The sequence below is a fragment of the Pseudoalteromonas sp. PAST1 genome, assembly GCF_021532515.1.
Classification (GTDB): Bacteria; Pseudomonadota; Gammaproteobacteria; order Enterobacterales; family Alteromonadaceae; genus Pseudoalteromonas; species Pseudoalteromonas simplex.
Window position 1 is genome coordinate 1 of sequence record NZ_JAKGBH010000028.1, and the last position, 26,031, is coordinate 26,031.

Here is a 26,031-nt window from a genome sequence, read left to right on the forward strand (position 1 = left end):
GAGAAATCCAAGTCGTTGGTCTGGTGAGACCAGAAACTGGGATAAGATCGGAAGCGTGGAGTTAAATCCGGAGAATAAAAAAGAAGCAGCTTAACAGCTCAGGCGACAACTACCTTGAAAAACGCCGTCTGCAGTGAACGTGAAACCTAAGTAATCAGTGCTGTTAATTTGATGATTGTACTTAAGGTCGAACATTACATAGTTATCACCATCTTCAACATCAGTGAAAGTCGCTTTTAGAAGAAGGTTAGGGTTAAAGAAGTAACCCGCAGACAGATTGAATAAATCAGTGTCTGAACCGTAATCGTAATTGCTGTAACCCGCACCGATTACAAAATCTTGTACGAAGTACTCACCGCCGATGTTAGTCACATCACCAAAGTCATCATCTGCGTACGAACCAAACACGTTAGTTGTTCTGTTGATGTATTCAAACTGGTCGTATGGACCCATCGTTTTCTTTGGTGCGAAGTAATAAGTTGAATCAACACTTACAGTGTCGTTGCCATCGGTGTCCTTGTATCCTAAATGGCTAATTGATTGGTAACTATCCGCAGCAGTCGCGGCAGTTGACAGAAGCATACTCGAAATAATAACTGCTAACTTTTTCATAAACAGATTTCCCTATTAACATTGTTTCATTGCTGTTGAAAACTAGCCTGATGGCTAAGTTGGGCACATGCTAACGTCAGAAAACTGAATGGAAACTTAACTAAGCGTTTGTTTTTACTTGATTAATTGTAATAAAGTATCGGTAAATGTAAAGAAAAAGTTGGCCAAAACTTTCATCTTTTAGCCAACTTTTAATAAAAAAACAAGATTTGTCAGTACTTTATAAAGCAAATTGACTTATAATTCTATAAACCTCATTAATGTTATCTCCTGCTTTAAAGTCTTTACTGATTGGCGTTGGATCTGAACCAACCCAAATTTTCAGTTCAGCATCTAGGTCAAAATGCCCGGCACTTTCTTTACTAAACTTAGTAATTTTTGAGTAAGCAATACTCAGCATTTCAACTTTAGAACCGGTAACACCTTGTTTATCTATGATAATTAATCTTTTATTAGTAAAGATGAACATATCACGAATAACTTTATAGGCTTTTTGAACTGTTTCACCATCAATCAATGTATTAGCAAGCAGCTCTTCTAAGTCGTCGTTATCGACTTCACTTGCATTACCCATTAATCCACTTAATAGACCCATAACTAGCTCTCCTTATGAAAAATTTGATTTTCGAGTGTGTGACCATTTACCAGTTGACGATACTGCCAACCTTGCTGATAACAAAATTGTAGAAGATTGATGTCAAAAGGCTCTGCGGTTTTCTCAAACTCGATTACATATTCTTTTGCTTGGCTCATATAAACATGATGTACATCGGCAAGGCCAGCAAGCTTTGCTTCTACATCATCATAGTGTTGATTTAACTGCAGCGTAATAAAGTGTTTATTATCTTGCGTGCTAGAACGGGCTTGATGCTCACTTAACACCCCTTTATCGAGGTGTAAAACTTGTGAGCATAAACGCTCAAGTTCAGTTAAGTCATGGGAGCTTAAAATAAATGTTGCTTCGTTACTTAAAGAACTTACCAGCTCCCTTACCTCACGAGCATGAATTGGATCAAGGCCTGCAGTTGCTTCATCAAGCATCACTATTTCAGGTGAGCCAATTAATGCCTGTGCAATCGTCACTCGCTTACGCATACCATGAGAAAGATCATCTGGTCGTTGCTTAGCCACTTCTGATAAACCAACGAGCTCTAAAACACGAGCCGTTTCTTTTTTACGAACCGCACCACTGAGCCCTTGTAATTGGCCATAAAAGTTAAGTTGATGCGCAATACTAAAACGAGGATCAAGCTGGGCATCTTGCGGTAACGCGGTTAGCTTACCAAATAACGCCGCACTGCCTGGGGTATACCCCATTACCGATAGCTTTCCTGAGCTAGGTAAAATATAGCCACATAACAAACTGAATAACGTTGTTTTACCTGCACCATTAGGACCAACTAGCGCTACCGGTGCCCCTTTGTTTATCTCAAAGCTAACGTTATCGAGCGCTCGTTTAGCCCCGTAGTTTTTTGACAAGCCTTGTGCTTGAATTAAAACGGTCATAATGAGCTCCTTGCAAAAATTCGTTCCCCAGCAACCAGTAGCACTGCCGTTTGTAAAAGTGGTAAACCTAGAGCCAATGTGATGCCGGCACGTTGACCTGCCATTAAATCAAGTTGATAGCCCGGAAATATGTAATTTAAAACCTCAAATGCAGGCCATTGCCATGTTAGTAAGCCAATCACAATATTACCGCCAGCAAAGAACAAAATAGCCAAAACAAACGCAAGACGCGATGAACGGGCAAATGTATTTAAAAAGCTCATCAAGGCAATAAATGGCATAACCGCAACAAGCAAATAAAACAACAACATAAAGCTTCGCGATAAGCCAGAAAGCAGTAAACTTGGCTCACGATAGCCGAGCATTGCAACCGTTGCCATCAAGGTAACAAACAACAATGCTGCTAAAATGAGTAGCTGTCCTAAAAAGCGGCCAATAATAATTTCTGAACGAGTCGCTCTTAGCGATAAAAAGCGTAACGTACCTCGCTGTCTGTCGCCCACTGTTTGGTCACTACATAAAAACAAACAAAAGCTTGGGAAACTAAATAAAGCAATCAGCCAATAAACGGCAAGTTCAGATTCAGGCCAATCAAGTAATTTACTGATGCCAATGGCGCCAAATGCTTGCCTTGCAAAGTCGGCAAAATCAGGTGAGCTAATCAAGGTCACAGATTGGGCAATGGGATAGCGTAAAATTAGTAGCCAACAAATGGCAAAAGCGGCAACCGCCAACAAACCACGTTTGGTCAGAAATAGTCGTACCAGCTCAAATTGGGCAATTTGTGCAAGGCGTTTAGGATGTAACTGCGTCACTCATAATCCTTAATGAATTTTATTATTAGAATTACACTAAGTTGAAACAGCTTGAATTACCAGAAAAAAAAGACCCGACAAGCGGGTCTTATGTAACAAAGTATAAACTTTTAACCTAGAGGTGGCTTTCGTACACTGCAAGCGCTTGGTCAAGATCGGCTAGTAAATCAGCCACATCTTCAAGACCAATGTGTAGCCTTATTACCGGGCCTTGTGACCAACCTGTTTCAGAGCGAAGCCCTTTCATGCTCAGGTTTGCCGTGACCAAGCTCTCATAGCCGCCCCAAGAAAAGCCCATTTTAAAATGGTGCAGGCTATCTAAAAACGCATCAATTGCTTGTTGATTACCCTGCTTCATTACAAATGAAAATAAGCCGTTGCTGCCATCAAAGTCTCGTTTAAAGAACTCATGACCCGGGCACGTTGCAAAAGCGGGATGGCGAATATGATCAACCAATGGGTGTGTTTCAAGCCATTTAGCCACTTCGATGGCGGCTTGTTCATGCTGTTTTAAACGCACAGCCATAGTACGCAGACCACGTAGCGCTAAATAAGCATCATCTGCAGAGGTGCATTGCCCTAGTAGGTATGAATTTTCTCGAAGGGTTGGCCAATACTTTTTATTAGCGACCGCCACACCCATCATCACATCAGAGTGACCAACAATGTATTTTGTCGCTGCTTGAATACTAATATCTACGCCATGCTCAAGCGGTCTAAAATGCAGACCATTACCCCATGTGTTATCTAGCATGGTCATTACACCGCGCTCATTAGCCTCAGCAACCATGGCTGGCACATCTTGTACTTCCATAGTGATTGAGCCTGGTGATTCTAAAAACAATACGCGAGTGTTATCTTTGATAAGCTCATTAATTCCTGCGCCAATTCCCGGTGGGTAATAGGTTGTTTCAATACCTAATCCAGCCAGTATTTTGTCGCAAAAATCACGGGTTGGCTCGTAAGCGGTATCCACCATTAAAATATGATCGCCTGTTTTTACAAACGATAGCAGCGCATTGCTTATTGCAGCCGCACCTGATGGATATAGCGCACAGCCTTCGCCGCCTTCAAGTTCAGCAATTGCTTCTTGCAGAGCAAAATGTGTCGTCGTACCGCGACGGCCATAAAATAACGTTTTGTCGCCCCGTTTCTTCGCCGCTGCTTTTAAATCAGCCACTGAATCGAATACCACTGTTGATGCACGTTGCACCACAGGGTTCACAACCCCTTGTGTATATGCTTTTTTACGCCCTGCAGAGACGATTTGGGTATTTTTATTTGTCTTTGTCATAATTTGTCCAAGCTGTGCTTTACAGGTTGCGCCAGTGCTCAACCAAAAATCGAGAAATAGAATCTTGTCGGGTTAGTTTAAGATGGCTACCCTGCTCATGCCATTGGCCGAATTCATTAAGTTCAGCACGGCTAAACCATCTCGCATCGTCTAACTCGTCTTTATCTACCTGAATATCTTCTGAAACCGCTGTGGCCATAAAGCCAAACATGATTGATGATGGAAATGGCCAAGGCTGTGACGCGATATATTGAATATCTGTCACCGCAACACCGGCTTCTTCCATGACTTCGCGGGCAACGGCCTGCTCTAGTGTTTCACCTGGGTCAACAAAACCAGCAAGAGTTGAAAAAACACCGTCAGGCCAGCTTGCTTGACGGCCTAGTAAGCAGCGCTCAACTCCATCTGAAAAGGTTTTAGTCACGATCATAATCACCGCAGGATCAGTTCGCGGAAAAGTTTGATGCTGGCAAGTTTGGTTCTCACATAAACGTGAATGCCCTGCTTCAACCATGTTATTTTCATGACCACAACGACCACAAAAACGGTGCGTTGCGTGCCAAAAACACAAGCCCCTTGCCAGTGCGGCAATCGAGCCTTGTTTTAGCTCAACTTGTGGGCCTAACTTGCGAATATCAACAAATTCAGCGCCATTAAGCATAGGCTCAATGAGTGAGTCTGGAACATGGCTGACATCTAAAGCAAAATGCGCCACATCATCGTCGTCTAAACCCAATAAAATGCCTTTTGATAAATCGAGATGATCCACTTGAGATAAGCGTAAATAACACACTTCAGGACTGTCTTTAACAAATAAACTTTGATTGTTATTGACCAATAACCAGCGACTCTGAGAATTCATTTGAGCCTTTAACCACTTTGGATCTTTACGGCGATTTGATGCACGATCCAATGGCATTTGAGAGTAATTCAGCATGGCGTTCCTTGAAAATAGTTTACTCGCTAAAACTACCATAAGCGGATAATAAACCCAATTTATTACAGGCATAAAAAAAGCCCAAACTGGGCTTTTTTATTCTCTCACAATTTTACAAGGTCGCTAGATGCGCTTGTAGTTTTTGGTTCTCAGCTTCAATATGCTGATAGAACTCTAAATCTTCTAATTTACTCGCGGCAGCTTTATCAATGATGATCACCGCATCTTTATGAAGTTGCAGTGCTGAAGCTGGGCATTTAGCCATTAACGGGCCTTCTACCATGGCATGAACGGCATCCGCTTTACTTGCACCCGTTGCTAAAAGCACAACTTTTTTGGCTTCTAAAATAGTGCCAATGCCCATAGTGATTGATAAATGCGGTTGATATTCGCCTTCTGTAAAAAATCGTGCATTGTCTTCAATCGTCGCTTTCGTCAGTGTTTTTACACGGGTGCGTGATGTCAAACCTGATGAAGGTTCGTTAAAACCGATGTGACCATTACGGCCAATACCAAGTAGTTGTACGTCAACACCACCAGCCGCTGTGATTTTTTGCTCATATTCAGTACAAGCAACAAGCGGATTTACTGCATCACCCGGCGGTACATGGGTGTTTTGTTTGTCGATATCAACATGGTTAAACAGCTGCTCATTCATAAAGTAACGGTAACTTTGAGGATGCTCGCCAGTTAAACCTAAGTATTCGTCTAAGTTAAATGTTGTCGCTTGGCTAAACGAAATATCGCCAGCTTTATTTTTTTCGATCAGTTGTTGGTACAAAGCAACAGGTGTTGAACCTGTGGCAAGACCGAGTACCGAGGCTGGTTTTTTTAGTAATTGTTTAGCAAAGATGTTGGCACCATACGCTGCAACTTGGGCTGCATCATCAAGAATCACTATTTGCATATCGATTAGCTCTAATTATAAGTTGGAAAAAAATGGGACCTAAAACCCAACCACACGTGCAATCGAGCTGGGTTTTAGATCAAACCACTGCCAGGATACGATGCAGTAGCTACAACCATTATGACAACGCTGTCATTATCACTTCTAGTTTTATCTTTGTAAAGTAAAAGTGAATAAAAAATTACTCTTTCTGTTAGTGTTTAATAATTATCAAACACTAACAAAGATCTTACGGCGATACATCCAATGCAATACCAGCATTTGTACTGCTAATAACGCAATCACCGCCATCAGGGGTTGCCATGCCGCTGGCACAGCTCGAACCACCCCACCAAATACGCTTTGGCTTACATAACCCCAATTCACTAGACTTGACGCTAAATAAATAATAATCGAGTTTGCACCTATGATCACAAATGGATACGCAGCGCGTTGCCCCGGTAAAATATCAACCAGTGCATAAAATACGGCGAGCAATATGGCACTCCAGCCAACGGTCACAAGCACAAATGAGCTGGTCCAAAGTTCTTTATTTACTGGGAACTGTAAATCCCATAACCAGCCTAAGCATACACTTACCACACCTGCGGCGAACAATAAGGCGGTCATTTTCCACTCGCCAATTTGCTGAGCACGTGCCACTAATTGACCTGCAAACACACCCATTAATGCATTAACTATCGCAGGGATATTCGACAACACACCTTCTGGGTCTACCACACGGTTTTGATAACTAATCCCCGGCAGTAAATATGCATCAAACCATGCATTCCAACTTCCTGCAGCTGAAAGGTCACCAGCACTGCCACCCGGCACTGGAACAAAACAAAGTAGTAACCAATAACCCACTAAAATAGCTGCAGCGGTAATAATTTGTGTTCGTAAACCAGTATGCCAAACCAACATTGCACAGAAGAACCACGCAATAGCGATGCGGCCAAGCACACTGGCATAGCGAATTTCATCTAACGCCATCGGCATCCCTGTGCCCCAGCCGTGGTTATACAAAATACCTAATAAACACAATAGTAAAAGACGTTTACCCGCCTTACGGTAATACACTTTGCGCTCATCAAACGGTAAATGGTCAATGCGTTTCGGGGCTAACCCCATCGCAACACCCGATAAGAATATAAACAATGGGAAAATCAGATCGTAAAATGTGAAGCCATGCCAAACGCTGTGCACTGTGTGTGCTTCAAAAACTTTCCAGCCAGTCCAGCCAGTTAAAACGAAGAGCGCTGCGAATAGTGACTGTCCGCCTAATATCCAAAACATATCCATGCCGCGCAGTGCATCCAGCGATGCCAAACGTTTTCTTGTTGGTTGTGTTGTTGTCATTGTATTACCTTAAATAGAAAAAGCCCCGCGATACAACGGCGGGGTTTTTACCAGGGAAGCTTGTTATAGCGCTTTTCCAGCAATAAAGGTGGCTTGTACATTTTGCTGTGCGTCTAACACTACAAAGTCAGCGTCAAACCCGCTCAGTAAGCGACCTTTTTTATGTAAACCTAAATATTGTGCAGGATAAAGTGATGCCATACGTAAGCTCTCAGCAAGACTAACATCCAATGTGTTCACTGTGTTGCGCACCGCACTTGCCATATCAAGTACGCTGCCTGCTAATTCACCGGTCGTTGAATTTAATCTATCGCCAGTACGAATAACTTTACGGCCATCAAAGAAATCAAACTCCATATCATCAGTCCCCACAGGTGGCATTGCATCTGTGACTAACATAATTTTTCCGCGCTGTTTGCTGCGAATTGCTAATTTAGCTGATGATGGGTGTACATGGTGACCATCAACAATTAAACCGCACCAGCTGTTATCATCCCAAAGTGCAGCACCCACAACACCAGGCTCTCGCGATGTAAATGCTGACATAGCATTAAATAAGTGGGTAAAACCATCTGCCCCTGCAGCAAGTGCTGCATTTGTGGTCGCAAAGTCTGCATTGGTGTGGCCAATTGATACTTTTACACCACACTCAACCAAGCGCGCGATATCATCAGCACTGACATTCTCAGGTGCTAAGGTAACCATTTTAATGCCTAAGTCTTGGCGGGCATAAATTGCAAATTCTTGCTCTGTAATAGGGCGAATAAATTGCTCGCTGTGGGTGCCTTTTTTCGGCAATGAAAGGTGCGGTCCTTCGAAGTGCACACCCATTACGCCCGGAACACCTTCAGCAATTGCTTGTGCAGTTGCATCGGCCGCTTTTGCCATGACTTCGACTTGGTCAGTGATCAGCGTTGGCATAATCGCTGTTGAACCAAACTGACCATGTGCTTTGGCTATTCTATCTAAGCAATCTGGCGTTTGTTCAGCGTTAAAAAACGCCCCGCCACCGCCATTCACTTGCACATCAATAAAACCGGGGGCCACTAACCCCGTTAATGCAACGGCATTAGCATCTGCTTCAACACGGTTAAATACACCATTATCGACGCTAAAATACACATCAGATAAAAATTCGTCACCGGTAAACAATGAACTTGCATGATAAATCGTCATTACAAACTTACCTCTTGGTTTTGTTCAAGCACAGATTGCTGAGCAAAATACACAGCGCCCATTTCCGGTGGTTGAATAGGAGATTCAACGCGTTTCGCAATATCTTCTGCAAGCCATTTATTTAATGGCTCAGCTAAACCGCCAATCATAGATAAACGTGGCGGGTTATTCTCTAATAAACGCTGAGCTAATTTACTGACGTAATCAGCACCCTCTTTAACAATCGAAACCGCAACTTTGTCATTGTTATTGGCTGCTTCAAATACATAGCGGGCTAATTTGGCAAAACTACTCGAAGGCTGACCAGACATTTTTTCAACAATCGCCATCGCATTGTCAGCTGCAAAATGCTCGGTGATCACGTTAGTCAGATTTGTTGCTTCGCCTAGGCCATCAAGGTCTAGTAATGTCGCTTTTATTGCTTCAAGACCCATCCAGGCGCCACTGCCTTTATCGCCTAGAGCAAAACCATGACCGCCAAAGTTAGTTGTGCGACCATTTACACATGAGAAACCACATGAGCCAGTACCTGTGATGATCACCGCACCATCACTCCCTTCATGGGCGCCGATACAGGCTGTATGTAAGTCGGTGGTGAGGAACATTTGTTTGAATGGATGCTCCCATTCCATAATCTTGTCGTACAAACTTGGTAGGTTTACGCCTGCTAAACCTAAGCCGGCATAAAGCTGATGAACGGTTTCAAGCGGTAAACCCGCATCACGAAGTGCTAATTGTGTTGAGACCATAATTGATTCGAGAGTACGTTCCAAACCATGTAATGGATTTGCAGGACCACCTAGGCCAGTTCCTAATACACCTTGTTTAACAGAGTAGATAGTTGCGCGACATTTCGTTCCGCCGCCATCAATACCAATAAACAATTGGTCCTCACTCACACTCTTCGCCATCATTTAACGACCCCTAGCCTTCGTTTAGTTTTTGTCTAAATCGCATTATTTTTCTTATCAGAATGCGAAATCATCTCAACCTTTGTTGATTTAATGTTACACAACAAATGACAGCGTTGTCATTATATTTTTTATAAAAATTCGTATAACTTTCATATTTATTTTTAATTTATTGAATTAAAACGCTTTATTTAACAGACAAGAAAATTAGAAACCACATCAACAATGTCCTATTACACCTTTATTTATGCTTTTTTGCATAATTTAGTGCGTTGTGCGTGACTATTCCTTTATTTATCATCAAGTGTAGCTAATGTTAGCTTAGCTGAAATAATACTTTAGTTAAACATTTTATTTTTATAGGAATATTTTTTACCTTGAGAGTAACAGTGAATCATCAATACAATGAAATTCAGCAGCAGCTTGCTTTAAAATATCTGCTGTGAGGTACTCTGCCCCATAGACATCACACGGTAGCTGATACTTATTCGATAAGTGACCAAGTAATAATGCAAAATCACCATCACCCGAAAGTAATACCATTTTATCGAGCTGCTTAGCATGCTCTAGCATGTCAATGGTAATGCCAACATCCCAATCCCCTTTCGCACTGCCATCTTTGCGCTGAATAAAAGGTTTCAGTTTTACCTCAAAGCCAATTGCGCGCAGAATATTTTGAAACTGCGATTGCTTTTCATCGCCACGATATATTGCATACGCAATGGCGCAATCAATTTGGTAGAGTTCGCTCATTTGTGCCCAAAAGGCATTGTAGTCAAAGTTTTTCTTGTAGCTTTCTCTACAGGTGTAATAAATGTTTTGTACATCTACAAAGATACCGACTTTTGGCTTATCAACTGCTGACATAAATTTTCTGTTTTTAGTGATTTGTGTTCACTGTAGCATATCTAGGTTGATATTTACGAAAAAGTAACCTAAATTGGTTACATAAAACAAAGTAACCAAATTTGGTTACTTATTGCGATGTAACTAAATTAAGTTACTTAATCTAAGGGATCATAATGATTGCGGTGATCAGCGGTGATTTAATTAAATCACAAAAAATTCCACAGCAAGAATACGACGCCATGCTTTATCAGCTTGATCAAAGCTTGCGCTTTGTTGCTAAGCGCTTTTATGCAAGCTTTACCATTTACCGTGGCGATGCATTGCAAATACAGCTAACAGAGCCAGAGCTTGTATGTCATGCAGCAATCTTGTTGTATTTGCAAATGAAAGCAGCCAATTACGAGCTGCGACAAAGCTTGGCTATTGGCTCACTCGACAACCCACGCGCCGATATTAAAACAGCCACAGGCAGTGCTTATACCTTATCTGGCCGTGGTTTAGATAATATGAGCCAGCAACGCTTAGTGTTAAATATTGAAAATAACGCCCTTGAAGAAGGCTTTGCGCTTAATATTGCGCTTGTTGAAGTCCTGCTTGAAAAAATGAGTCAAAAGCAGGCTAATGCCCTGTTTTATTATTTAACCGCCGAGAATAATAGCCATGCAGAGCTTGCCAAAGAGCTTAATACTAGCCGAGAGAATGTCACTAAGTTACTCAACCTAGCCCATTATCAACTTATCGAGCGCTTTATAAATTATAGCCAAACCACACTCAAAGGATTGTTATGACCAGTTTTGCTCTACTACTCACCGCGTTAGTACTGGGCCACTTACTTGCTGACTTTTATTGGCAGCCAATGAGCTGGGTGCACGATAGAAACAACCGTCACTTTCGTGCCAGTAAGCTCTATTTGCACGTATTGACGCATGGTGTGACCTCTTTAGCGTTGCTCACACTGTGGGAATACACCTACGGCTGGCAAGAGTTCTCTCGTGTACTGATAGCAGCTGGTGCGATTATGCTAAGCCACTATGTCATTGACTTGGCAAAGTCATATTCAAATAAAGGCGTAGTGCCGTTTTTACTCGACCAGTTGGCACATCTTGTTGTGATTGTAATGCTGAGCGTTTGGCTTAGTGATAAGAATGAATTTTATAGCTTAGCGTGGCAAAAGCTGATTGCCCTCGATACTTTGTTTGTTATTGCAGCTTATTTATTGGTGCTTAACCCAAGCTCTGTGTTTATTCGCATGATGCTGGAGAAAATCAATATTCAGATAAACAATGAAGGCAGTATTCCTGCAGCGGGGCATTTTATTGGCTTGCTCGAGCGAGTGTTGATGTTGAGCTTTATTTTGCTAGGTGAATACGGCGGCGTGGGTTTTCTGCTGGCGGCCAAGTCTATCTTTCGATTTGGTGATTTAAAAGAAAGTAGCGAAAAACAACTCACTGAATATGTCATGCTGGGCACTTTGTTAAGTGTCACCGTGACACTCTTTATTGGTGTCGCCACCTTATATTGCATTAAACTCATTTAAAACAAAAAACGCGCAATTGCGCGTTTTTTGTTTTAAATGAGTTTAACTATCCGCAACGGGTTTACGTCTTGGACGAGATGGCCCCGATACACGCTGACGATTACCCGCAGGTTTATTACCTGTTGGTTTAGTGTTATTTGATTTATTCCCGTTGTTAGCGCCTTTTTGGTTTTGGCTTTGCTCTTTACCCTTACCCTGCCACTTACCTTGTGAAGGACGCTTTTGCGATTTAGGTTTTGGCTTTTGTGCAGGTTTTGCTGCACCTTGACCATCTTGAGCTGGTACTTTTGGCTTTTTCGGTTTCTTTGGCTTTTTCGGCTTAATTGGACGCGTATCTAGCGGCTTTTCAGCAACCGGTTTGCTTGGCTCAAAACCTGCTTCGGTTGCACGCGGAATAAGCTCACCAATAAAGCGCTCAATACCATATAAATCGTCGGCATCATCTACTGTTACAAACGAAATAGCATGGCCCGATGCACCCGCTCGGCCTGTACGGCCAATACGGTGAACGTAATCTTCATAAATATTCGGTAGATCGTAGTTAACAACGTGCGGTAGCTCAACAATATCCAGGCCACGGGCAACGATATCAGTTGCAACTAGTACGCGCACTTCACCGGATTTAAAGCCTTCGAGTGCTTTAACACGAGCGCCTTGCGATTTATTACCATGAATCGCAGCGCCGACAATATCATCGCGTTCAAGCTGCTTAACTAAACGGTTTGCACCATGCTTGGTACGGCAAAATACTAATACTTGTTGCCAATCATTAGTACGGATCAAATGACTAAGTAATGCTGTTTTACGTGATTTATCTACCGCATAAACAGATTGAGCAACGGTTTTAGCTGTAGTGTTTTTTGCCGCGACTGAAATTTCAACGGGGTCGTTAATGAGCCCTTTTGCAAGTTCACGAATTTCGTCAGAAAAAGTCGCTGAGAACATCAAGTTTTGACGTTTAGCAGGCAATTTAGCAATGATACGTTTGATGTCATGAATAAAGCCCATATCAAGCATACGGTCGGCTTCATCAAGGATCAGCACTTCTAAATCATCAAACTTAACAGCATTTTGATTGTGTAGGTCTAATAAACGACCAGGTGTGGCCACTAAAATATCAACACCTTTACGAAGGCGCATCATTTGCGGATTAATTTTAACGCCACCATAAACAACAAATGAGCTAACATTTGAATGCTTAGCATATTGCTCAACATTTTCGCTTACTTGTAGAGCCAACTCGCGAGTTGGAGCCAATACTAATGCGCGTACTTTATTGCCACCCGCTTTAGGGCCCTTTGACAAACGCTCAATTAACGGCAGTGTAAAACCTGCTGTTTTACCTGTACCAGTTTGCGCTGCGGCCATAACATCACGGCCTTCAATGATCGCAGGGATAGCTTGTGATTGAATAGGCGTAGGTGCTTCATAGCCCTTTTCTAAAACTGCATTTACTAAAGCTGGTGATAAACCTAACCCATCAAAACTCATACTATCTCTCTTTAAAAAATTCAGCCGATTCGGCGAAGTGCGCGCATTATACCTAGGATAGTCAATAATGCATGGAATTATTTGCAAACTAACACTTAATACTGAACTTAGCAGACAAATTTCAGGCATAAAAAAAGCGGCTCTAATGCCGCTTTGTTCTCATACTCAATCTTTACTTAACACCCAGTTCGCGTAAACGCTCTTGTAAGTAGCTGTCTGCTGTGTAACGCTCAGAAAGCACAACATCAGGACGCGGGTGTAAGAATAGTGGTAACGAAATACGTGATTTCGTTGACGCTTTACCCGTTGGGTTGATCACACGGTGAATCGTTGATGGAAAGTAACCACCTGACGCTTCTTGTAGCATGTCACCAATATTGATGATCAAGTTACCAAAATCACATGGTACGTCTAACCAACCGCCATCTGTTTTTTGTACTTGTAAACCTGGCTCATTCGCCGCAGGTAATACAGTTAATAAGTTGATGTCGCCATGCGCTGCTGCACGGATTGCACCTGGTTCTTCATCACCTGTCATTGGTGGGTAATGAAGAATACGCAGGAGTGTTTGCTCAGAGTTAGCAATCATATCTTTAAGGTCGATAGAGAACTTAGCACGCACCTCTTCTGGTGCCTCAGCTTGAACCCAGCTTAATAATGTTGCTGCAAACTCATTGGCTAAACGGTAGTACTCACGGATTTCTTCTTCTAGCTGTGCTGGAACGCGGCCTTTTGGATAAACGTGGTAGTACTCTTTAATATCTTTAACGGTAAAGCCTTTTGCAACTTCTGACACTGATGGTGGGAAGTAACCATCTTGTGTTTCTTTTGAAAATAAAAACTCGTGCTTTTGCTCAGAATTAAAGAATTCTTGCCAATTTTTGTAAATAGACTCAACTAATGACTGAGGGATTGGGTGATTTTTTAATACACCGAAACCTGTGTTTCTTAGTGACTCAACAAATTGAGCGGCCGCATCGCTCGCTTTATAATCAACGGTAGGTAAATGTTGCATTTGTCTTTTCCAGTGAATAAGGTTCAAGAAGTCTGTGCTAAGCATAGCATTTCTTCATTATAGCGCTTCGCGAGGATAGAGAAACACAGGCAAAAACATAAGGACTTATGTCCGCCCCACCTTGCTTAGCTCCTTAACTTTGATACAGATCAAGCAACAAATCATTTGCTATTTATTAGCAAGTAAAAATGCGTTGAGCTCTTTACTCATTCGTTCTAAAAGCGCTTTTGGGCCACCATCATACATATCGTTATGGTGCGAATCTTTAAGCTTAATTTGCGTCACTGGGTATACAGCGAGCTCTTGCGGCGTTAGCAATACGTTGTCATCTGCTGGGTAATCGCTACCGCGTAGTGTCAGTACAGCAATATTATTGTTTCTTGGGGTCAGCATACGGCGATGATCAAGGGTGATCAGCTTAGCCACCTTAGCAGGATAAATAGCGGCATATAACGCTGCAATATCACCGCCATTTGAGTGCCCAAATAAAGTGAGCTGATTAAAGTCATACGCAGGGTATCGCTTTGCAAGTTCTACGGCTAAAAACTCAAGGGTTTGTACACCGCGGTGCCAGTTTTCCATGCGTGTGGTCATGTAGGGTGGCTCAGGGTTTAAACTCGGATCGCCTTTTAACTCATGAGCCACTTCAACCGTTAAGTAACCATGCTGATGAAAGGCCTGCTGGGCAAATTGATAGTCTGTATGTGCCATACCGTAGCCTGCCCCAATAAACGCCACGGGGCATTTTGTCTTTATCGTGCATTTGCTATCGGCTGCTGTAATGGTCACCGGAATATGGCGTGCCCGCTCAGTATCAAACAGTGTCTCTGTTTGATTTGCAAAGGCTGTTTGCCCGCAAAGCGTTAAAGCGAGCAATAGCGCCGGCTTTTTAATATTTAACATGCTAATTTGAATTCTAAACTACGTTTAACCATAGGCCACTCACCATCAATAATTGAAAACACCACGGTGTCGCGTACGCATCCATCAGCCATTATTTGGTGATTACGAAGCACCCCATCTTGTTTCGCCCCTAAGCGAGCAATGGCATTGCGCGAAGCCTGATTATGCCAATGGGTACGAAACTCAACAGCAATCACATTAAGTATTTCAAATGCATAACTCAGTAGCAGTTTTTTACAATCAGTATTAACCCCAGTACGCTGAAAACGCTTGGCATACCAGGTATAGCCAATTTCTAAACGGCGGTTTTTACTGTCGATATTACAAAAGCGAGTTGAGCCTATCACCTCATCGGTGTGTTTATCGATGACAGCAAATGGTATTGCGCGACCAAGTGACTGTTGTTCAAACGCCATATTTAAATAATCGTCAACACGTTCTTCATTGGGCACTGAGGTAAACCAAAGCTCCCAAAGCTTTCCATCTGAAGCGGCGTTTACTAAAGCATCACGGTGCTCAAGCGTTAACGGCACTAATTTAACAAATTGACCTTCTAAGGTGATGGGGCTTAAATCCATAACTTTCCTTAACCTTAATTAGTAATAATATTTAATCCACCAGCTCTATATCGAGCCCTGCTAATAAATCCAAAGCGGCATAACGTTCAAATTTGGCCTTACTGATATTGTTAGCTGTTATATCAATGGCGAAATGACTGGCACCAATAAAATTAGCTTTACTGAGGTTGGTTTGTTGAAACAAACTGTCACGAAAGTCCGTATCAGTAAAATCAGCAGATGTTAAATCTGCATGTCTAAAATCAACATCTTTGGCAAAACAGCTACGCATTTTTAAAGCTTTTAAACTAAGTTCAAAAAAGCTGCTGTGGCTAAGTTCACAGCCAACAAAACTCACTGGAGCACGGCTGGCGAGTAGCGGCCAATCAACATCAGTAAAACGAACACTGGTTAATTTACACTGTTTAAAGCTTACTTCTTCAAGCGAGGTGTATCTAAGCCCAAGCGTAGCTAAATTACAATTTTTAAACTCACACTCTATAAACCGGCAGTTTTCAAACTGACTATTGCTAAAGTCACAGTCGATAAATTCACATTGCTCAAATTCGCAATGCGAAAATGTTTGCCCTGCAAGGTTTGCTTCAAAGGTATGCTCAAAATAAAGGGAATGGCTTGCAATCACGCGGTGGTCTCAATATCTTGTTTAAGCGCAAGTACAGCAATAAAAATAAGACCAAACAATGGAATTAGCCCTAGTAACCCACCAATAACGACCACCACGATTGGTGTTGAGGTTTTACGCTTACCTAAGAAATAGCTGATAGCGGCAAACAGTGGGAACAGAACAAGTACAAAATAACCTAAAAAAGTTGCACTGATATTCATACTCTTTCCTTGAAGAACATACCAAATATTCATTTAAGCACAAAAAAACCCTAAGGCATACACCTTAGGGTTATTATTCATTAAGCCTTATAATTCAGGTTATTATGAATTATTCAGCGTCTTTCGCTACAACATCAAGTGCAAGCTCAGTTAATGCATCTGCATTTGCTTTGCTTGGTGCATCTGTTAATAAACATGATGCTTGCGTTGTTTTAGGGAAAGCAATAACGTCACGAATGTTATCAGTACCGCATAACAGCATAACTAAACGGTCAAGACCAAACGCAAGACCTGCATGCGGTGGCGTACCGTATTTAAGTGCATCAAGTAAGAAGCCAAACTTGTCTTGCTGCTCTTGCGCTTCGATACCTAAAATTCTAAATGCTGTTTCTTGCATTTCTGCATTGTGAATACGTACCGAACCACCACCAACTTCGTAGCCGTTTAATACCATGTCGTATGCATCTGATAGTGCACCAGCTGGGTTTGCTTCAAGCTCTTCAGGAGAAATACCTTTTGGTGCAGTGAATGGGTGGTGAACCGCATGCAATGTACCTTCGTCGTCTTCTTCGAACATTGGGAAGTCAACTACCCATAATGGTTTCCAGCTATCAAGATCAGTAATACCTAAATCAACACCAATCTTAAGACGTAGCGCGCCCATCGCTTCGTTTACAACGTTACGCTTATCAGCACCAAATAAAATGATGTCGCCAGATTGTGCGTTAGTACGCTCAAGTAACTGGTTGATCACCTCTTCGTTTAAGAACTTAGCGATTGGTGACTGTACACCTTCAACGCCCGCTGCACGGTCGTTCACTTTCATCCATGCTAGGCCTTTCGCGCCATAGATACCGATGAATTTAGTGTAATCGTCGATTTGTTTACGAGAAAGCTCAGCACCGCCTGGTACAGTTAATACAGCAACACGGCCTTTTTCGTCATTAGCAGGACCAGAGAATACTTTAAACTCAACGTCTTTTACTAAATCAGCAACGTCTACAAGTTGCATTGGGTTACGTAGGTCTGGTTTATCAGAACCATATAAACGCATTGCTTCGCTGTATGGCATTACTGGGAAGTCGCCTAAGTCAACGTCTAGTAATGATTGCCACATTTCGCGGATCATTTTCTCAGTCATTGCACGCACTTCATCAGAGCTCATGAATGACGTCTCTAAATCGATTTGTGTGAATTCTGGCTGACGGTCAGCACGTAAGTCTTCGTCACGGAAACATTTAACAATTTGATAGTAACGGTCAAAGCCCGACATCATTAATAATTGTTTAAATAACTGTGGTGACTGAGGTAAAGCGTAGAAGCTACCTTTATGAACACGGCTAGGTACTAAGTAGTCACGGGCACCTTCTGGTGTTGCTTTTGTTAGTACTGGTGTTTCGATATCTAGGAAACCGTTGTCATCTAAGAAACGACGCACAAAGCTGCTCGCTTTTGCACGAAGTTTGATACGGTCGCTCATTTCAAGACGACGTAAATCTAAGTAACGGTATTTTAAGCGGCGCTCTTCAGAGTTTTGCTGATTAAAATCAAGTGGTAATGGCTCAGAACGGTTGATGATAGTTAAGCTTGTGCCTAAAATTTCAACTTCACCTGTTGCCATGTCTTTATTTACTTGGCTATCAGGGCGTGCGCGAACAACACCTTTTAACTGCACACAAAACTCTTGACGTAGTTTATTCGCAGTATCCATTAATCCTTCTACTTCAGGATCAAAAACAACTTGTACTAAACCTTCTCTGTCACGTAAATCGACGAAGATAAGACCACCAAGGTCACGGCGTTTGTTGATCCAACCACATAGTTCAACTTCTTGATCTACGTGAGATTTATTTAGCTGTCCGCAATATATAGAGCGCATAGTATTCCTGTCAGTTAAAGACTTATAGCCGCCTGCTCTTAAGAGTTCGCTATTTTGAGAGCAAAAGCCACTATACAAAGTAATCATTTAAGGCAGAGCATTATACCCAAACCATCGCAAAATGCGAGTGCCAGCAGTGCCTGTCGGGGGCTAAATATATACCTCGACTTCTGAGCAAACATTTCTTTTGATACACTAGCTAAAGTTTAAATTTATTGGTTGGTTTAATGCTGTATTTAGGTTGTCCGCAGTGGTCTAGCACCGCATGGAAAGGAAATTTACTCTCTAGTCACTGTAAAAGCGCCGACATGCTCAGTGAGTATGCGCAATCTTTTAATTCAGTCGAGGGCAACACCAGTTTTTATGCTGATCCAAGTCATGAGTCATTATTGCGCTGGCATGATGCGGTACCCGAAGACTTTAAATTTACTTTTAAGTTTCATCGGCGTTTTAGTCACGAATTACAGCTGACGAATATAACTAGTGAGCTTAATGCGTGGCTAAACTTATTTGAGCCAATTTTTGCTAAAACGGGGCAAATTATGTTACAGCTACCCCGTGCCTTTGAACCAGATGCCCTACCCCTGCTTGCAAATTTTATTGCACAACTCCCCAAACAACTTAGTTACGGTGTAGAAGTACGTCACCCCGGCTTTTTTAATAAAGATGATGCTGAAATTCGTTTAAATCAGCTGTTAATTGAAAATAATATAGATCGCATCAGCATGGATACCCGCGCTTTATTTGCTGTTCCCGCCGATACCGATGCACTCATTGATGCGCAAAAGAAAAAGCCTTATTTACCTGTGCATGCCATTGCAACAGGAAATCAGCCTATGCTGCGCTTTGTGATTGCCAGTCTTGAACATGAATACAAGTCGTATTACCAGCCATGGCTGAAAAAAGTAAAACAGTGGCTTGATGAAGGAAAATCACCCTATTTGTTTTTTCATACCGCAGATAATCGCCAGTCACCACTTTTAGCAAGACAGTTTTGCCAAGATTTAGGTTACAATCACCCCGTGCTTGCACCTTTTATAGGTGAACGCGAAGCAAGCCAAAGCAGTTTATTTTAGCGCCCGATTTATCAGAGAAAACATGAAAGATTACAGCCGTTATTTTCAAGGTTACCCGCCTCAAATCATTGAGCAAGTGTTACAGCTATTTAATGGCGACAGGGCCGCAAAATACCTTAAAGGCAAATACCCTGATGCGCATAGCATTACCAGCGATAAAGCTTTATACAATTACGCCACTGAACTAAAAAAGCGCTACCTTAAAAATGCCCTGCCTTTTGGTCGTGCCGCATTCAAAAAACAAGGCGATATGGTCACAAATGCCTTAGGCACCCATACTTTTCGTATGCAAGGTAAAACCCGAAAACACGATCTTGCCATTAATAGCGACCTGCTTCGCGCACCTGAACCACTTCTCAAAGCACTCGTCGTACATGAGCTGGCTCACTTTAAAGAAAAAGACCACAACAAAGCCTTCTATCAACTTTGCTGCCACATGGAGCCGCAATATCATCAACTAGAACTAGATTTAAGAATATTCAGTGTGTTGGTAGGTGAAGGGAAAAATCCGTATTAAAACTATCAGCTAAAAACTGACGGCTGAAAGCTGACAGCTAAACTTCTGAAACCTCAAACCTTCTTTGCCCTATCAGCTGCCCAGACTCGGTAACCACTTTGACGACCCATTTCCCTGCAGCATTAGCAGGGAAATTCGTTTTATGGCTCCACGCTCGATAGCCCTCTTTACGACCACCAGAAATATCCAAGGCTATGCGGTCAACTTCTTTTCGATTATGCACCCAAACGTGGAAAATTTTTTCATTTAACCCTCGCGGTGCTTTTACCGCACTAAAACTATATAGACCGTTTTCATGTAAGCTCTGCTCAGTGAGTTCTGTTATTGGCGAAAGCGGTTTACGAGCCTGTGCATCTAACTGATATGACATACTCATATCGGTTAAACGCAGTGCCGCAGGTGGCACAAAGCTACGTAATTGCCAAAGCCCAGCACCTAATGTACAAAGCAATAACACCAACAACGGGAAACGCCACCATTTCGCATTGGGCATCAAATTGCCAAGACTGGGGACCGTTAAAATAACCGCTGTTATTAGTGCAATTTCAAAACTTTGGCTGGTCGTTAACTTTAATAAAATTGGTAAGGTAACCGACAGCACGACAAACAAAGAAAAGCTATGAAACACACTAAACCAGACACTGTGCCTTGCAAGCTTTTTATAATAAAGGGGGTCAACAACAGAAACGAATGCACAAAGTATAATTAAAGCGGTAAACGCGGCCTGACCATGGTCCCAGGTTGTCACTGCTAAGAAAAATGGTAAAGCAAAAAACAAACTTTCTTGCTGCACAACTTGCAGCGCAAAGCGCATCACATTAGGCGACACCGCCACACCAAAACGCTCCTCTACTTTATCTCTTAGCCAGTTATCTATTAACAACCACAACCAAGTGACTAATAACAAAATAGAGATAAGCTGCGAAAACGATTCTTTTCTTTCAACAAAGACATAGCTTGCCACACCACTACAAAAAGCCAACACCGCCATCAACCCCGGCCGCTTCTGCATCATGAAAACAAATTTAGTTATAAAGTTTTTTAAGTAATTCATGCAATCATCAAATCCATTTAAGGCTTTATGAGTAAAGCATAAATTGGATGAATGTAGGCTTTAAAACAAGCTTTAAGTTCAAAGCTTTAAGCTGTAAGTTTTGAGCCAAGACTAATTACTCAACTGTATCGATTATGAAGGTTCGTAAATAACAATTTGACTCAACCACCAGTTAAGTTCATCGTCAATTTGCCATGCCTCACATGAATTCAGATGTTTTAAAATTACCTGCTTATCAGACTGACAACACATAGCTTTTAATACAAGATTACCATTTTCCCAAAGTGTTGCTCTTGCTATAAGGCCATTGCCTTTAATTTCGATGTATTGAGCTTTAATTGGCTCACCCAATTGAGCAGAGAGAACCACCTTGAGCTTTTCAATTGTCAAAATTTTAGATTTTGAATTTCTCCAATTATCTAATTCTTGCAGCATTATTTTCCTCAACATAAGAATGTAAGCAATTGCTACCAAGCACTATTTTTATACCGAGGTAGCTTACAAGGCTCTTAACCTAATGAGTCAAAGCAAATTTCCGTTTAACTCATGTGAAATACCTAGGGTAAATTTGCCATACTCAGCTTGATCAGATTCGCTATATTCGAGCCAAAGTTGTTTTGCTTCTAACAAATCAGAAATATTATCAATCTCTCGGACTCCATTAAGTACAACATGTAGAGTCTCCGATTGAGTTTGGAATGTAACAAACACTTGAAACTCACTCCCAGCGCGTTTTAACTTCACTTCATTGACAATAACATCTTGGTATATGTGATTAAACTTCAATTCAATTGCCTATTGAGTTATTTCAGTAGATTAATTTATGTATTACACACCAAGACATTAACTTAATGAAAGCTGAAAAACCATATTTCAAACTTAGGGTTCAGTACCCTCAATTGAATTTCAGCGTTGAAATAAACTCAACATAGAACACTAAGTCTTATAGCCTTTTCAAAACAAAAAAACGCGGCCTGACCCGCACCTCTATTTTATCTGACGGCTGAAAGCTCATGTTAAATAAAAACACTTTTGACTATTCAATCAAACTTGGATAACTTCAGTCGAACACCTAAAATGCTTGAAATTATTTTTTCACAGTGGAGGGGTTGGAGAATAGAGGTAGATTATGCACGTTAAATTGAAATTCACTTTAATACTTTCTTTATCATTACTTTCTATTGGCTGCGCAAAAGCAGAGCAATGTGCAGAGTCAATGCAACTAGGTGAAACTACTTTTTATTCAGAGTGTCGAGGTGCTGAAGCAATTTCATCCAGTACTATACACTCATCAATGAGCCTAGATGAAGCATTCGAGATGATGTTGAATATTTTAGAGTCTAAGGGTGATATTCAAGCTTCAAAAAACGATTTATATGTTTCTATTTTTTCAATAATGCAGACAGAAAAATTTAATTTTAGAGTAACTTCTTTTCCTAACGGGATATTATTGGCTTCTGAGAATACTAGCGCAATTTATCTGAAAATAGATGAGAAAACATGGTTACAAAAGGTTCTGTAACGTACACATTAAAAAATGTTAAATTGCAACTTAAATCGCATTCCACCCTGCATTTATTTACTATTTAGCATTTTATAACAATACACATAACGCCACCCATTTATTGATTCAACAAACCTCGCATTAATATCAAATTAATAACTGAACCCAATATAAGCCCAATATACAATTGAAAAGTTAGTTTCCAGTTAATATTAAATCTTGTTAATAACTGAAATTAACTCCTAATAAAATAAAAGGTAAAGAAAGGAATATCTAATGCCATTAAATGCAAACGTAAAAACAGAGGTTATTAAAAATACTGAGAAGTTTGAAGGACGAGTTCCTCATTTGTATCTTGATACCAGAGGATTAGATACTGTGGGAATCGGTCATCTAATTTAAAACAAAGCAGCCATGGCATCAGTTGTCATGTATAAAAATAATTCAAACAACACGCTTGTGTTAGCTTCATTAGCTGAGAAGCAAGCTGAGTATGACTCGATAAAAAAGCAACCCTATGGCTTTAGTCGCAATGCAAATTTTTACAAATTGCATACAACTTTAATTATGAAAGACCATGATATAGTAGCGCAAAAAGAAAAACACATTTTAAAATTCTATAGTGAACTTACTAAATATTACACCACGTCTAATGGCTTCGCTAAAAGCTTTGATTTAATGCCCTATTCAGTACAGAAAGCATTACTTGATATGGTCTTTAATTTGGGAATAACAAAGCTGCGTACGCAGTATGTAAAAATGAATAACGCCATTAAGAAAGAAGACTGGATTGTTGCAGCAGTTGAGAGTAAAAGGGTTGGCATTTCAAGTTCAAGAAACAACTATGTCAGCAACTTATTCCTTTCTGCCCAAAAACAGTCAATCACACCTTAAGAGGTTAAAAGCATGTCTCAGCAATTATTACGTTTAGGAATATACGTTAGTGTTATTTTTACCTTGTTAAGCGCTTGCTCTACAAGCAACCAACCATCAAAACAACAGCAAAACATTGAAACTGCTTGGCTAAACCCTTTGATATTTGAACAACAAATCGAGACTAATGACTCTTTGGAGGATATCAAATTCAATATTGAGTTTACAGGAACTGACAAAAAGCCATTTTTTGCTAAAGGGTGCTCTTTTGTACTTCAAAGCGGCGATGATATTGTTGTGGACTGGGAGTATGACCGCTGGCAATGGCTTAAAGCCAACTGTGTGGGGGCAAATAGATACTTCAACGCACCAAAAACTGCCTATAGTTTCTGGCCTGAATTATTTGACTACGAAACAATTAAGCACCTTCCTGCTTCGGCGATTCCCAATTTAGGAGGCGAAAGTTTAGAAGGGCGAACTGGTAGTTTATCTTCTTACGATAAAAGCCTTACGTTCGTTGCAGCATCACGTGAAAACAGTATTTCGGTAGAGGTAGATGGTTTAGAGGTGCATTATACTCAAGTTGCACGTGCAGACTTTAATCATGATGGTTACCAAGATATTTTCATCCGTATGGATTGGTTTGTAAAAGATGCGTTTGGGAAAGGAACTGATTGGGTAGTACTAACTAAATTATCCTCAGTTGAAGATCCTATGTTGCTCTGGCGAAATTAGAAAATTAAATATGGATGTGTAATTTAGAATCTATAAACAAATCCACATTGAACTCAACAAACAATTTAAACACAAAAAAAGCGCGGTCTAACCCGCGCCTCTATTTTCTCTGACGGCTGAAGACTGATAGCTGACAGCTCAAGTCTTTGGGTTACAAACCAAGTTCTGCCATAAAATCATCATCTGCATCGTCTGCTTGTGATGATGCTTTTTGCTTTTCAGCTTTTTGTTTAGCTTCGTTTTCGATGATGTCATCCGGATCAACCGCTTCTGAAATATCAAAGTCATGTAGTTTAATAAATTCAGTTTTATCCATGGCTAATTCTAGATAGAAGATATTTTGCTTAGCTGTAGTGAAAGTCACACGGCGTGCTTGTGGTCTATCCATAGTAGTATCAACAGAGATTTGCACCTGTTTATTAATTGCCATCATCTTAGGTTGGTTTTGCGTGATAGAAGTATGCAGCTGGTCGCGTACTTTTGACGTAAAGTCACCAACGATTTGGTTCATCAGTTCGCCAAGTACGTTTGCCACATCATCTGATAAATGGCTTTGTGCAATTTCTTCTTCTGGCATTCCCATGTTACGCATGTAGTCATGGTAAATTTCCATGGCAGCTTGCGCTGTGAAGTTTGTTACCACAAGCCCGGTAAAGCCACCATCGAACAATACAAAACAGCCTATATCTGGACGCATACAGGTGCGGGTAATTTTTTGAACCATGGCAGAATAACTAATACTGTTACCGCTTGCTGAAGACAGAACTCCAGTCACAGAATGACACAGAGTTGATAAGATATCTTCTGTACTGATCACTTTGCTTTTTGTCATTAAACTTCTCTTTTTTGTACTTGTTATTGATAATTCTAGCCAAGCTACTGAATTTATCACTGACTATCCAGTTAAAAATGCTAAAATAGCGGTATTATTTTTTAAAGAGACTGTTCAAGTGACGCAAAAAGACAGTATTTATGCCACTGAGCAAGCGGTTAAAGACTTTAGCTTTGACCAACATGTAGTAGAAGTTTTCCCTGATATGATCCAGCGCTCGGTGCCAGGTTATGCAACTATTGTTAGCACCATGGGTAAGCTGGCTGGTGAGTACGCGCAAAGCAATTCAAACCTATACGACTTAGGCTGTTCTCTTGGTGCTGTAACTTTAAGTATGCGCCGCAATATTCGCACTGATAACTGTAATATTATTGCCGTCGATAACTCAGAAGCGATGGTTGAGCGCTGTAAATTACATTTACAAGGTTTTCGCTCTGAAGTGCCGGTCACGGTTACACTGGGTGATATCAACGATTTAGACATCGAGAATGCCTCTGTGGTTGCGATGAATTTTACACTGCAGTTTATTCCACCTGAAAAGCGCCAAGCGGTGCTTGAAAAGATTTACGCAAATTTAAAACCAAGCGGTGTTTTGCTGCTGAGCGAAAAAATTAGAGGTGAAAATGAGCAATGCGATAATTTGCTCATTGATTTACACCATGATTTTAAACGTCACAACGGCTATTCGGAGCTTGAGATCAGCCAAAAGCGTACGGCTATCGAAAATGTCATGCGCCCTGATCATTTATCTACCCACTTAAACCGATTAAGTGAAATTGGTTTTAGCCAAACGCAAGTGTGGTATCAATGTTTTAACTTCTGCTCGATGATTGCAATCAAGTAATCATCACAACGATATAAAGA

The 26,031-nt window shown here is 41.1% G+C and carries 30 protein-coding genes and 1 pseudogene; 9 read left to right on the forward strand and 22 right to left on the reverse strand.

The window, feature by feature from the left end:
* Positions 1-117: 117 nt before the first annotated feature.
* The 11 genes and pseudogenes from L1272_RS14235 to L1272_RS14285 form a co-directional block, all read right to left on the reverse strand.
* A pseudogene (locus tag L1272_RS14235) lies at positions 118-612 on the reverse strand (putative porin); the annotation flags it as partial.
* Positions 613-832: 220 nt separating this feature from the next.
* Positions 833-1,207: a PH domain-containing protein gene (locus L1272_RS14240; RefSeq protein WP_054551567.1), complete on the reverse strand. Its 375-nt coding sequence runs from the start codon at positions 1,205-1,207 to the stop codon at positions 833-835.
* A 2-nt stretch (positions 1,208-1,209) separates the two neighbouring features.
* On the reverse strand, positions 1,210-2,118 hold the full coding sequence (locus tag L1272_RS14245; protein ID WP_138619291.1) for an ABC transporter ATP-binding protein: 909 nt from the start codon (positions 2,116-2,118) through the stop codon (positions 1,210-1,212).
* Positions 2,115-2,933, reverse strand: a complete 819-nt coding sequence (locus L1272_RS14250) for an ABC transporter permease (protein ID WP_235373724.1) — start codon at positions 2,931-2,933, stop codon at positions 2,115-2,117. Before L1272_RS14250 ends, L1272_RS14245 begins: the two co-directional genes overlap by 4 nt.
* A gap of 115 nt (positions 2,934-3,048) precedes the next feature.
* Entirely contained in the window at positions 3,049-4,227 is a 1,179-nt protein-coding gene (locus L1272_RS14255) for a cystathionine beta-lyase (RefSeq protein ID WP_235373725.1), read from the reverse strand.
* Between the two features lie 19 nt (positions 4,228-4,246).
* A complete protein-coding gene (gene nudC / locus L1272_RS14260) occupies positions 4,247-5,164 on the reverse strand; it encodes an NAD(+) diphosphatase (protein WP_138601666.1) in 918 nt (305 codons plus the stop codon).
* Between the two features lie 112 nt (positions 5,165-5,276).
* Positions 5,277-6,071: a glucosamine-6-phosphate deaminase gene (nagB, locus tag L1272_RS14265; protein WP_235373726.1), complete on the reverse strand. Its 795-nt coding sequence runs from the start codon at positions 6,069-6,071 to the stop codon at positions 5,277-5,279.
* A 210-nt stretch (positions 6,072-6,281) separates the two neighbouring features.
* The gene (nagX, locus tag L1272_RS14270; protein WP_235373727.1) at positions 6,282-7,412 is read right to left on the reverse strand and encodes a transmembrane glucosamine N-acetyltransferase NagX; all 1,131 of its coding nucleotides are present in this window, start codon (positions 7,410-7,412) and stop codon (positions 6,282-6,284) included.
* 63 nt (positions 7,413-7,475) lie between these two features.
* The gene (gene nagA, locus L1272_RS14275; protein WP_138601670.1) at positions 7,476-8,588 is read right to left on the reverse strand and encodes an N-acetylglucosamine-6-phosphate deacetylase; all 1,113 of its coding nucleotides are present in this window, start codon (positions 8,586-8,588) and stop codon (positions 7,476-7,478) included.
* Positions 8,588-9,502, reverse strand: coding sequence for an N-acetylglucosamine kinase (gene nagK, locus L1272_RS14280; protein WP_235373728.1), 915 nt, complete (start codon positions 9,500-9,502; stop codon positions 8,588-8,590). Before nagK ends, nagA begins: the two co-directional genes overlap by 1 nt.
* 369 nt (positions 9,503-9,871) lie before the next feature.
* Complete coding sequence (locus L1272_RS14285) at positions 9,872-10,366, reverse strand: LabA-like NYN domain-containing protein (protein WP_235373729.1); 495 nt, start codon at positions 10,364-10,366, stop codon at positions 9,872-9,874.
* A gap of 155 nt (positions 10,367-10,521) precedes the next feature.
* On the opposite strand from L1272_RS14285, the gene L1272_RS14290 reads away from it, so the two are divergent.
* Both L1272_RS14290 and L1272_RS14295 read left to right on the forward strand, forming a co-directional pair.
* Positions 10,522-11,136: a hypothetical protein gene (locus L1272_RS14290; protein ID WP_235373730.1), complete on the forward strand. Its 615-nt coding sequence runs from the start codon at positions 10,522-10,524 to the stop codon at positions 11,134-11,136.
* Positions 11,133-11,885 carry a DUF3307 domain-containing protein gene (locus L1272_RS14295; protein ID WP_235373731.1) on the forward strand — a complete coding sequence of 251 codons (753 nt, stop codon included), beginning with the start codon at positions 11,133-11,135 and terminating at the stop codon, positions 11,883-11,885. The genes L1272_RS14290 and L1272_RS14295 overlap by 4 nt, the downstream gene beginning before the upstream one ends.
* Positions 11,886-11,927: 42 nt before the next feature.
* On the opposite strand, the gene L1272_RS14300 is transcribed toward L1272_RS14295, so the two are convergent.
* The 7 genes from L1272_RS14300 to aspS all read right to left on the reverse strand — a co-directional run bounded on the left by L1272_RS14300 (position 11,928) and on the right by aspS (position 18,576).
* Positions 11,928-13,376 (reverse strand): DEAD/DEAH box helicase, encoded by a 1,449-nt coding sequence (locus L1272_RS14300; RefSeq protein ID WP_235373732.1) that lies wholly within the window; start codon positions 13,374-13,376, stop codon positions 11,928-11,930.
* Positions 13,377-13,548: 172 nt separating this feature from the next.
* Positions 13,549-14,391, reverse strand: a complete 843-nt coding sequence (locus tag L1272_RS14305) for an isopenicillin N synthase family dioxygenase (RefSeq protein ID WP_054551580.1) — start codon at positions 14,389-14,391, stop codon at positions 13,549-13,551.
* A gap of 168 nt (positions 14,392-14,559) precedes the next feature.
* A complete protein-coding gene (locus tag L1272_RS14310; RefSeq protein ID WP_235373733.1) occupies positions 14,560-15,294 on the reverse strand; it encodes an alpha/beta hydrolase in 735 nt (244 codons plus the stop codon).
* Positions 15,288-15,872, reverse strand: a complete 585-nt coding sequence (locus tag L1272_RS14315) for a GNAT family N-acetyltransferase (protein WP_054551582.1) — start codon at positions 15,870-15,872, stop codon at positions 15,288-15,290. The genes L1272_RS14310 and L1272_RS14315 overlap by 7 nt, the downstream gene beginning before the upstream one ends.
* Positions 15,873-15,903: 31 nt before the next feature.
* Positions 15,904-16,494, reverse strand: coding sequence for a pentapeptide repeat-containing protein (locus tag L1272_RS14320; protein ID WP_235373734.1), 591 nt, complete (start codon positions 16,492-16,494; stop codon positions 15,904-15,906).
* Entirely contained in the window at positions 16,491-16,697 is a 207-nt protein-coding gene (locus tag L1272_RS14325) for a hypothetical protein (protein ID WP_054551583.1), read from the reverse strand. Before L1272_RS14325 ends, L1272_RS14320 begins: the two co-directional genes overlap by 4 nt.
* A 109-nt stretch (positions 16,698-16,806) precedes the next feature.
* The gene (aspS, locus tag L1272_RS14330; protein WP_054551584.1) at positions 16,807-18,576 is read right to left on the reverse strand and encodes an aspartate--tRNA ligase; all 1,770 of its coding nucleotides are present in this window, start codon (positions 18,574-18,576) and stop codon (positions 16,807-16,809) included.
* Positions 18,577-18,803: 227 nt separating this feature from the next.
* On the opposite strand from aspS, the gene L1272_RS14335 reads away from it, so the two are divergent.
* Positions 18,804-19,652: a DUF72 domain-containing protein gene (locus L1272_RS14335; protein ID WP_054551585.1), complete on the forward strand. Its 849-nt coding sequence runs from the start codon at positions 18,804-18,806 to the stop codon at positions 19,650-19,652.
* Positions 19,653-19,674: 22 nt separating this feature from the next.
* A complete protein-coding gene (locus L1272_RS14340) occupies positions 19,675-20,169 on the forward strand; it encodes a M48 metallopeptidase family protein (protein ID WP_054551586.1) in 495 nt (164 codons plus the stop codon).
* A 37-nt stretch (positions 20,170-20,206) separates the two neighbouring features.
* On the opposite strand, the gene L1272_RS14345 is transcribed toward L1272_RS14340, so the two are convergent.
* The 3 genes from L1272_RS14345 to L1272_RS14355 form a co-directional block, all read right to left on the reverse strand.
* Complete coding sequence (locus L1272_RS14345; protein ID WP_199528668.1) at positions 20,207-21,223, reverse strand: DUF5924 family protein; 1,017 nt, start codon at positions 21,221-21,223, stop codon at positions 20,207-20,209.
* Positions 21,224-21,355: 132 nt separating this feature from the next.
* Positions 21,356-21,658, reverse strand: a complete 303-nt coding sequence (locus L1272_RS14350) for a hypothetical protein (protein ID WP_138599711.1) — start codon at positions 21,656-21,658, stop codon at positions 21,356-21,358.
* An 87-nt stretch (positions 21,659-21,745) separates the two neighbouring features.
* Positions 21,746-22,009, reverse strand: a complete 264-nt coding sequence (locus tag L1272_RS14355; protein ID WP_199528667.1) for a hypothetical protein — start codon at positions 22,007-22,009, stop codon at positions 21,746-21,748.
* Positions 22,010-22,352: 343 nt separating this feature from the next.
* Between L1272_RS14355 and L1272_RS14360 the strand changes: the two genes are divergently transcribed.
* The 4 genes from L1272_RS14360 (at position 22,353) to L1272_RS14370 (ending at position 24,335) form a co-directional block, all read left to right on the forward strand.
* The gene (locus L1272_RS14360) at positions 22,353-22,745 is read left to right on the forward strand and encodes a hypothetical protein (protein WP_199528666.1); all 393 of its coding nucleotides are present in this window, start codon (positions 22,353-22,355) and stop codon (positions 22,743-22,745) included.
* Positions 22,746-23,003: 258 nt separating this feature from the next.
* A complete protein-coding gene (locus L1272_RS23140) occupies positions 23,004-23,129 on the forward strand; it encodes a hypothetical protein (RefSeq protein WP_267237894.1) in 126 nt (41 codons plus the stop codon).
* Between the two features lie 12 nt (positions 23,130-23,141).
* On the forward strand, positions 23,142-23,621 hold the full coding sequence (locus L1272_RS14365; protein WP_199528665.1) for a hypothetical protein: 480 nt from the start codon (positions 23,142-23,144) through the stop codon (positions 23,619-23,621).
* Between the two features lie 12 nt (positions 23,622-23,633).
* Positions 23,634-24,335, forward strand: coding sequence for a hypothetical protein (locus tag L1272_RS14370; protein ID WP_199528664.1), 702 nt, complete (start codon positions 23,634-23,636; stop codon positions 24,333-24,335).
* A gap of 151 nt (positions 24,336-24,486) precedes the next feature.
* On the opposite strand, the gene L1272_RS14375 is transcribed toward L1272_RS14370, so the two are convergent.
* Positions 24,487-25,167 carry a DUF3334 family protein gene (locus L1272_RS14375; RefSeq protein WP_054551591.1) on the reverse strand — a complete coding sequence of 227 codons (681 nt, stop codon included), beginning with the start codon at positions 25,165-25,167 and terminating at the stop codon, positions 24,487-24,489.
* Between the two features lie 118 nt (positions 25,168-25,285).
* Between L1272_RS14375 and cmoA the strand changes: the two genes are divergently transcribed.
* Positions 25,286-26,011: a carboxy-S-adenosyl-L-methionine synthase CmoA gene (gene cmoA / locus L1272_RS14380; RefSeq protein ID WP_199528663.1), complete on the forward strand. Its 726-nt coding sequence runs from the start codon at positions 25,286-25,288 to the stop codon at positions 26,009-26,011.
* Positions 26,012-26,031 lie beyond the last annotated feature (20 nt).

Coding starts and splice junctions, on each gene's coding strand:
- L1272_RS14240 (WP_054551567.1), bottom strand. CDS start 1,207: ATGGGTCTATTAAGTGGATTAATGGGTAATGCAAGTGAAGTCGATAAC.
- L1272_RS14245 (WP_138619291.1), bottom strand. CDS start 2,118: ATGACCGTTTTAATTCAAGCACAAGGCTTGTCAAAAAACTACGGGGCT.
- L1272_RS14255 (WP_235373725.1), bottom strand. CDS start 4,227: ATGACAAAGACAAATAAAAATACCCAAATCGTCTCTGCAGGGCGTAAA.
- nudC (WP_138601666.1), bottom strand. CDS start 5,164: ATGCTGAATTACTCTCAAATGCCATTGGATCGTGCATCAAATCGCCGT.
- nagB (WP_235373726.1), bottom strand. CDS start 6,071: ATGCAAATAGTGATTCTTGATGATGCAGCCCAAGTTGCAGCGTATGGT.
- nagX (WP_235373727.1), bottom strand. CDS start 7,412: ATGACAACAACACAACCAACAAGAAAACGTTTGGCATCGCTGGATGCA.
- nagA (WP_138601670.1), bottom strand. CDS start 8,588: ATGACGATTTATCATGCAAGTTCATTGTTTACCGGTGACGAATTTTTA.
- nagK (WP_235373728.1), bottom strand. CDS start 9,502: ATGATGGCGAAGAGTGTGAGTGAGGACCAATTGTTTATTGGTATTGAT.
- L1272_RS14285 (WP_235373729.1), bottom strand. CDS start 10,366: ATGTCAGCAGTTGATAAGCCAAAAGTCGGTATCTTTGTAGATGTACAA.
- L1272_RS14290 (WP_235373730.1), top strand. CDS start 10,522: ATGATTGCGGTGATCAGCGGTGATTTAATTAAATCACAAAAAATTCCA.
- L1272_RS14295 (WP_235373731.1), top strand. CDS start 11,133: ATGACCAGTTTTGCTCTACTACTCACCGCGTTAGTACTGGGCCACTTA.
- L1272_RS14300 (WP_235373732.1), bottom strand. CDS start 13,376: ATGAGTTTTGATGGGTTAGGTTTATCACCAGCTTTAGTAAATGCAGTT.
- L1272_RS14305 (WP_054551580.1), bottom strand. CDS start 14,391: ATGCAACATTTACCTACCGTTGATTATAAAGCGAGCGATGCGGCCGCT.
- L1272_RS14310 (WP_235373733.1), bottom strand. CDS start 15,294: ATGTTAAATATTAAAAAGCCGGCGCTATTGCTCGCTTTAACGCTTTGC.
- L1272_RS14315 (WP_054551582.1), bottom strand. CDS start 15,872: ATGGATTTAAGCCCCATCACCTTAGAAGGTCAATTTGTTAAATTAGTG.
- L1272_RS14325 (WP_054551583.1), bottom strand. CDS start 16,697: ATGAATATCAGTGCAACTTTTTTAGGTTATTTTGTACTTGTTCTGTTC.
- aspS (WP_054551584.1), bottom strand. CDS start 18,576: ATGCGCTCTATATATTGCGGACAGCTAAATAAATCTCACGTAGATCAA.
- L1272_RS14335 (WP_054551585.1), top strand. CDS start 18,804: ATGCTGTATTTAGGTTGTCCGCAGTGGTCTAGCACCGCATGGAAAGGA.
- L1272_RS14340 (WP_054551586.1), top strand. CDS start 19,675: ATGAAAGATTACAGCCGTTATTTTCAAGGTTACCCGCCTCAAATCATT.
- L1272_RS14345 (WP_199528668.1), bottom strand. CDS start 21,223: ATGAATTACTTAAAAAACTTTATAACTAAATTTGTTTTCATGATGCAG.
- L1272_RS14350 (WP_138599711.1), bottom strand. CDS start 21,658: ATGCTGCAAGAATTAGATAATTGGAGAAATTCAAAATCTAAAATTTTG.
- L1272_RS14360 (WP_199528666.1), top strand. CDS start 22,353: ATGCACGTTAAATTGAAATTCACTTTAATACTTTCTTTATCATTACTT.
- L1272_RS23140 (WP_267237894.1), top strand. CDS start 23,004: ATGCCATTAAATGCAAACGTAAAAACAGAGGTTATTAAAAATACTGAG.
- L1272_RS14365 (WP_199528665.1), top strand. CDS start 23,142: ATGGCATCAGTTGTCATGTATAAAAATAATTCAAACAACACGCTTGTG.
- L1272_RS14370 (WP_199528664.1), top strand. CDS start 23,634: ATGTCTCAGCAATTATTACGTTTAGGAATATACGTTAGTGTTATTTTT.
- L1272_RS14375 (WP_054551591.1), bottom strand. CDS start 25,167: ATGACAAAAAGCAAAGTGATCAGTACAGAAGATATCTTATCAACTCTG.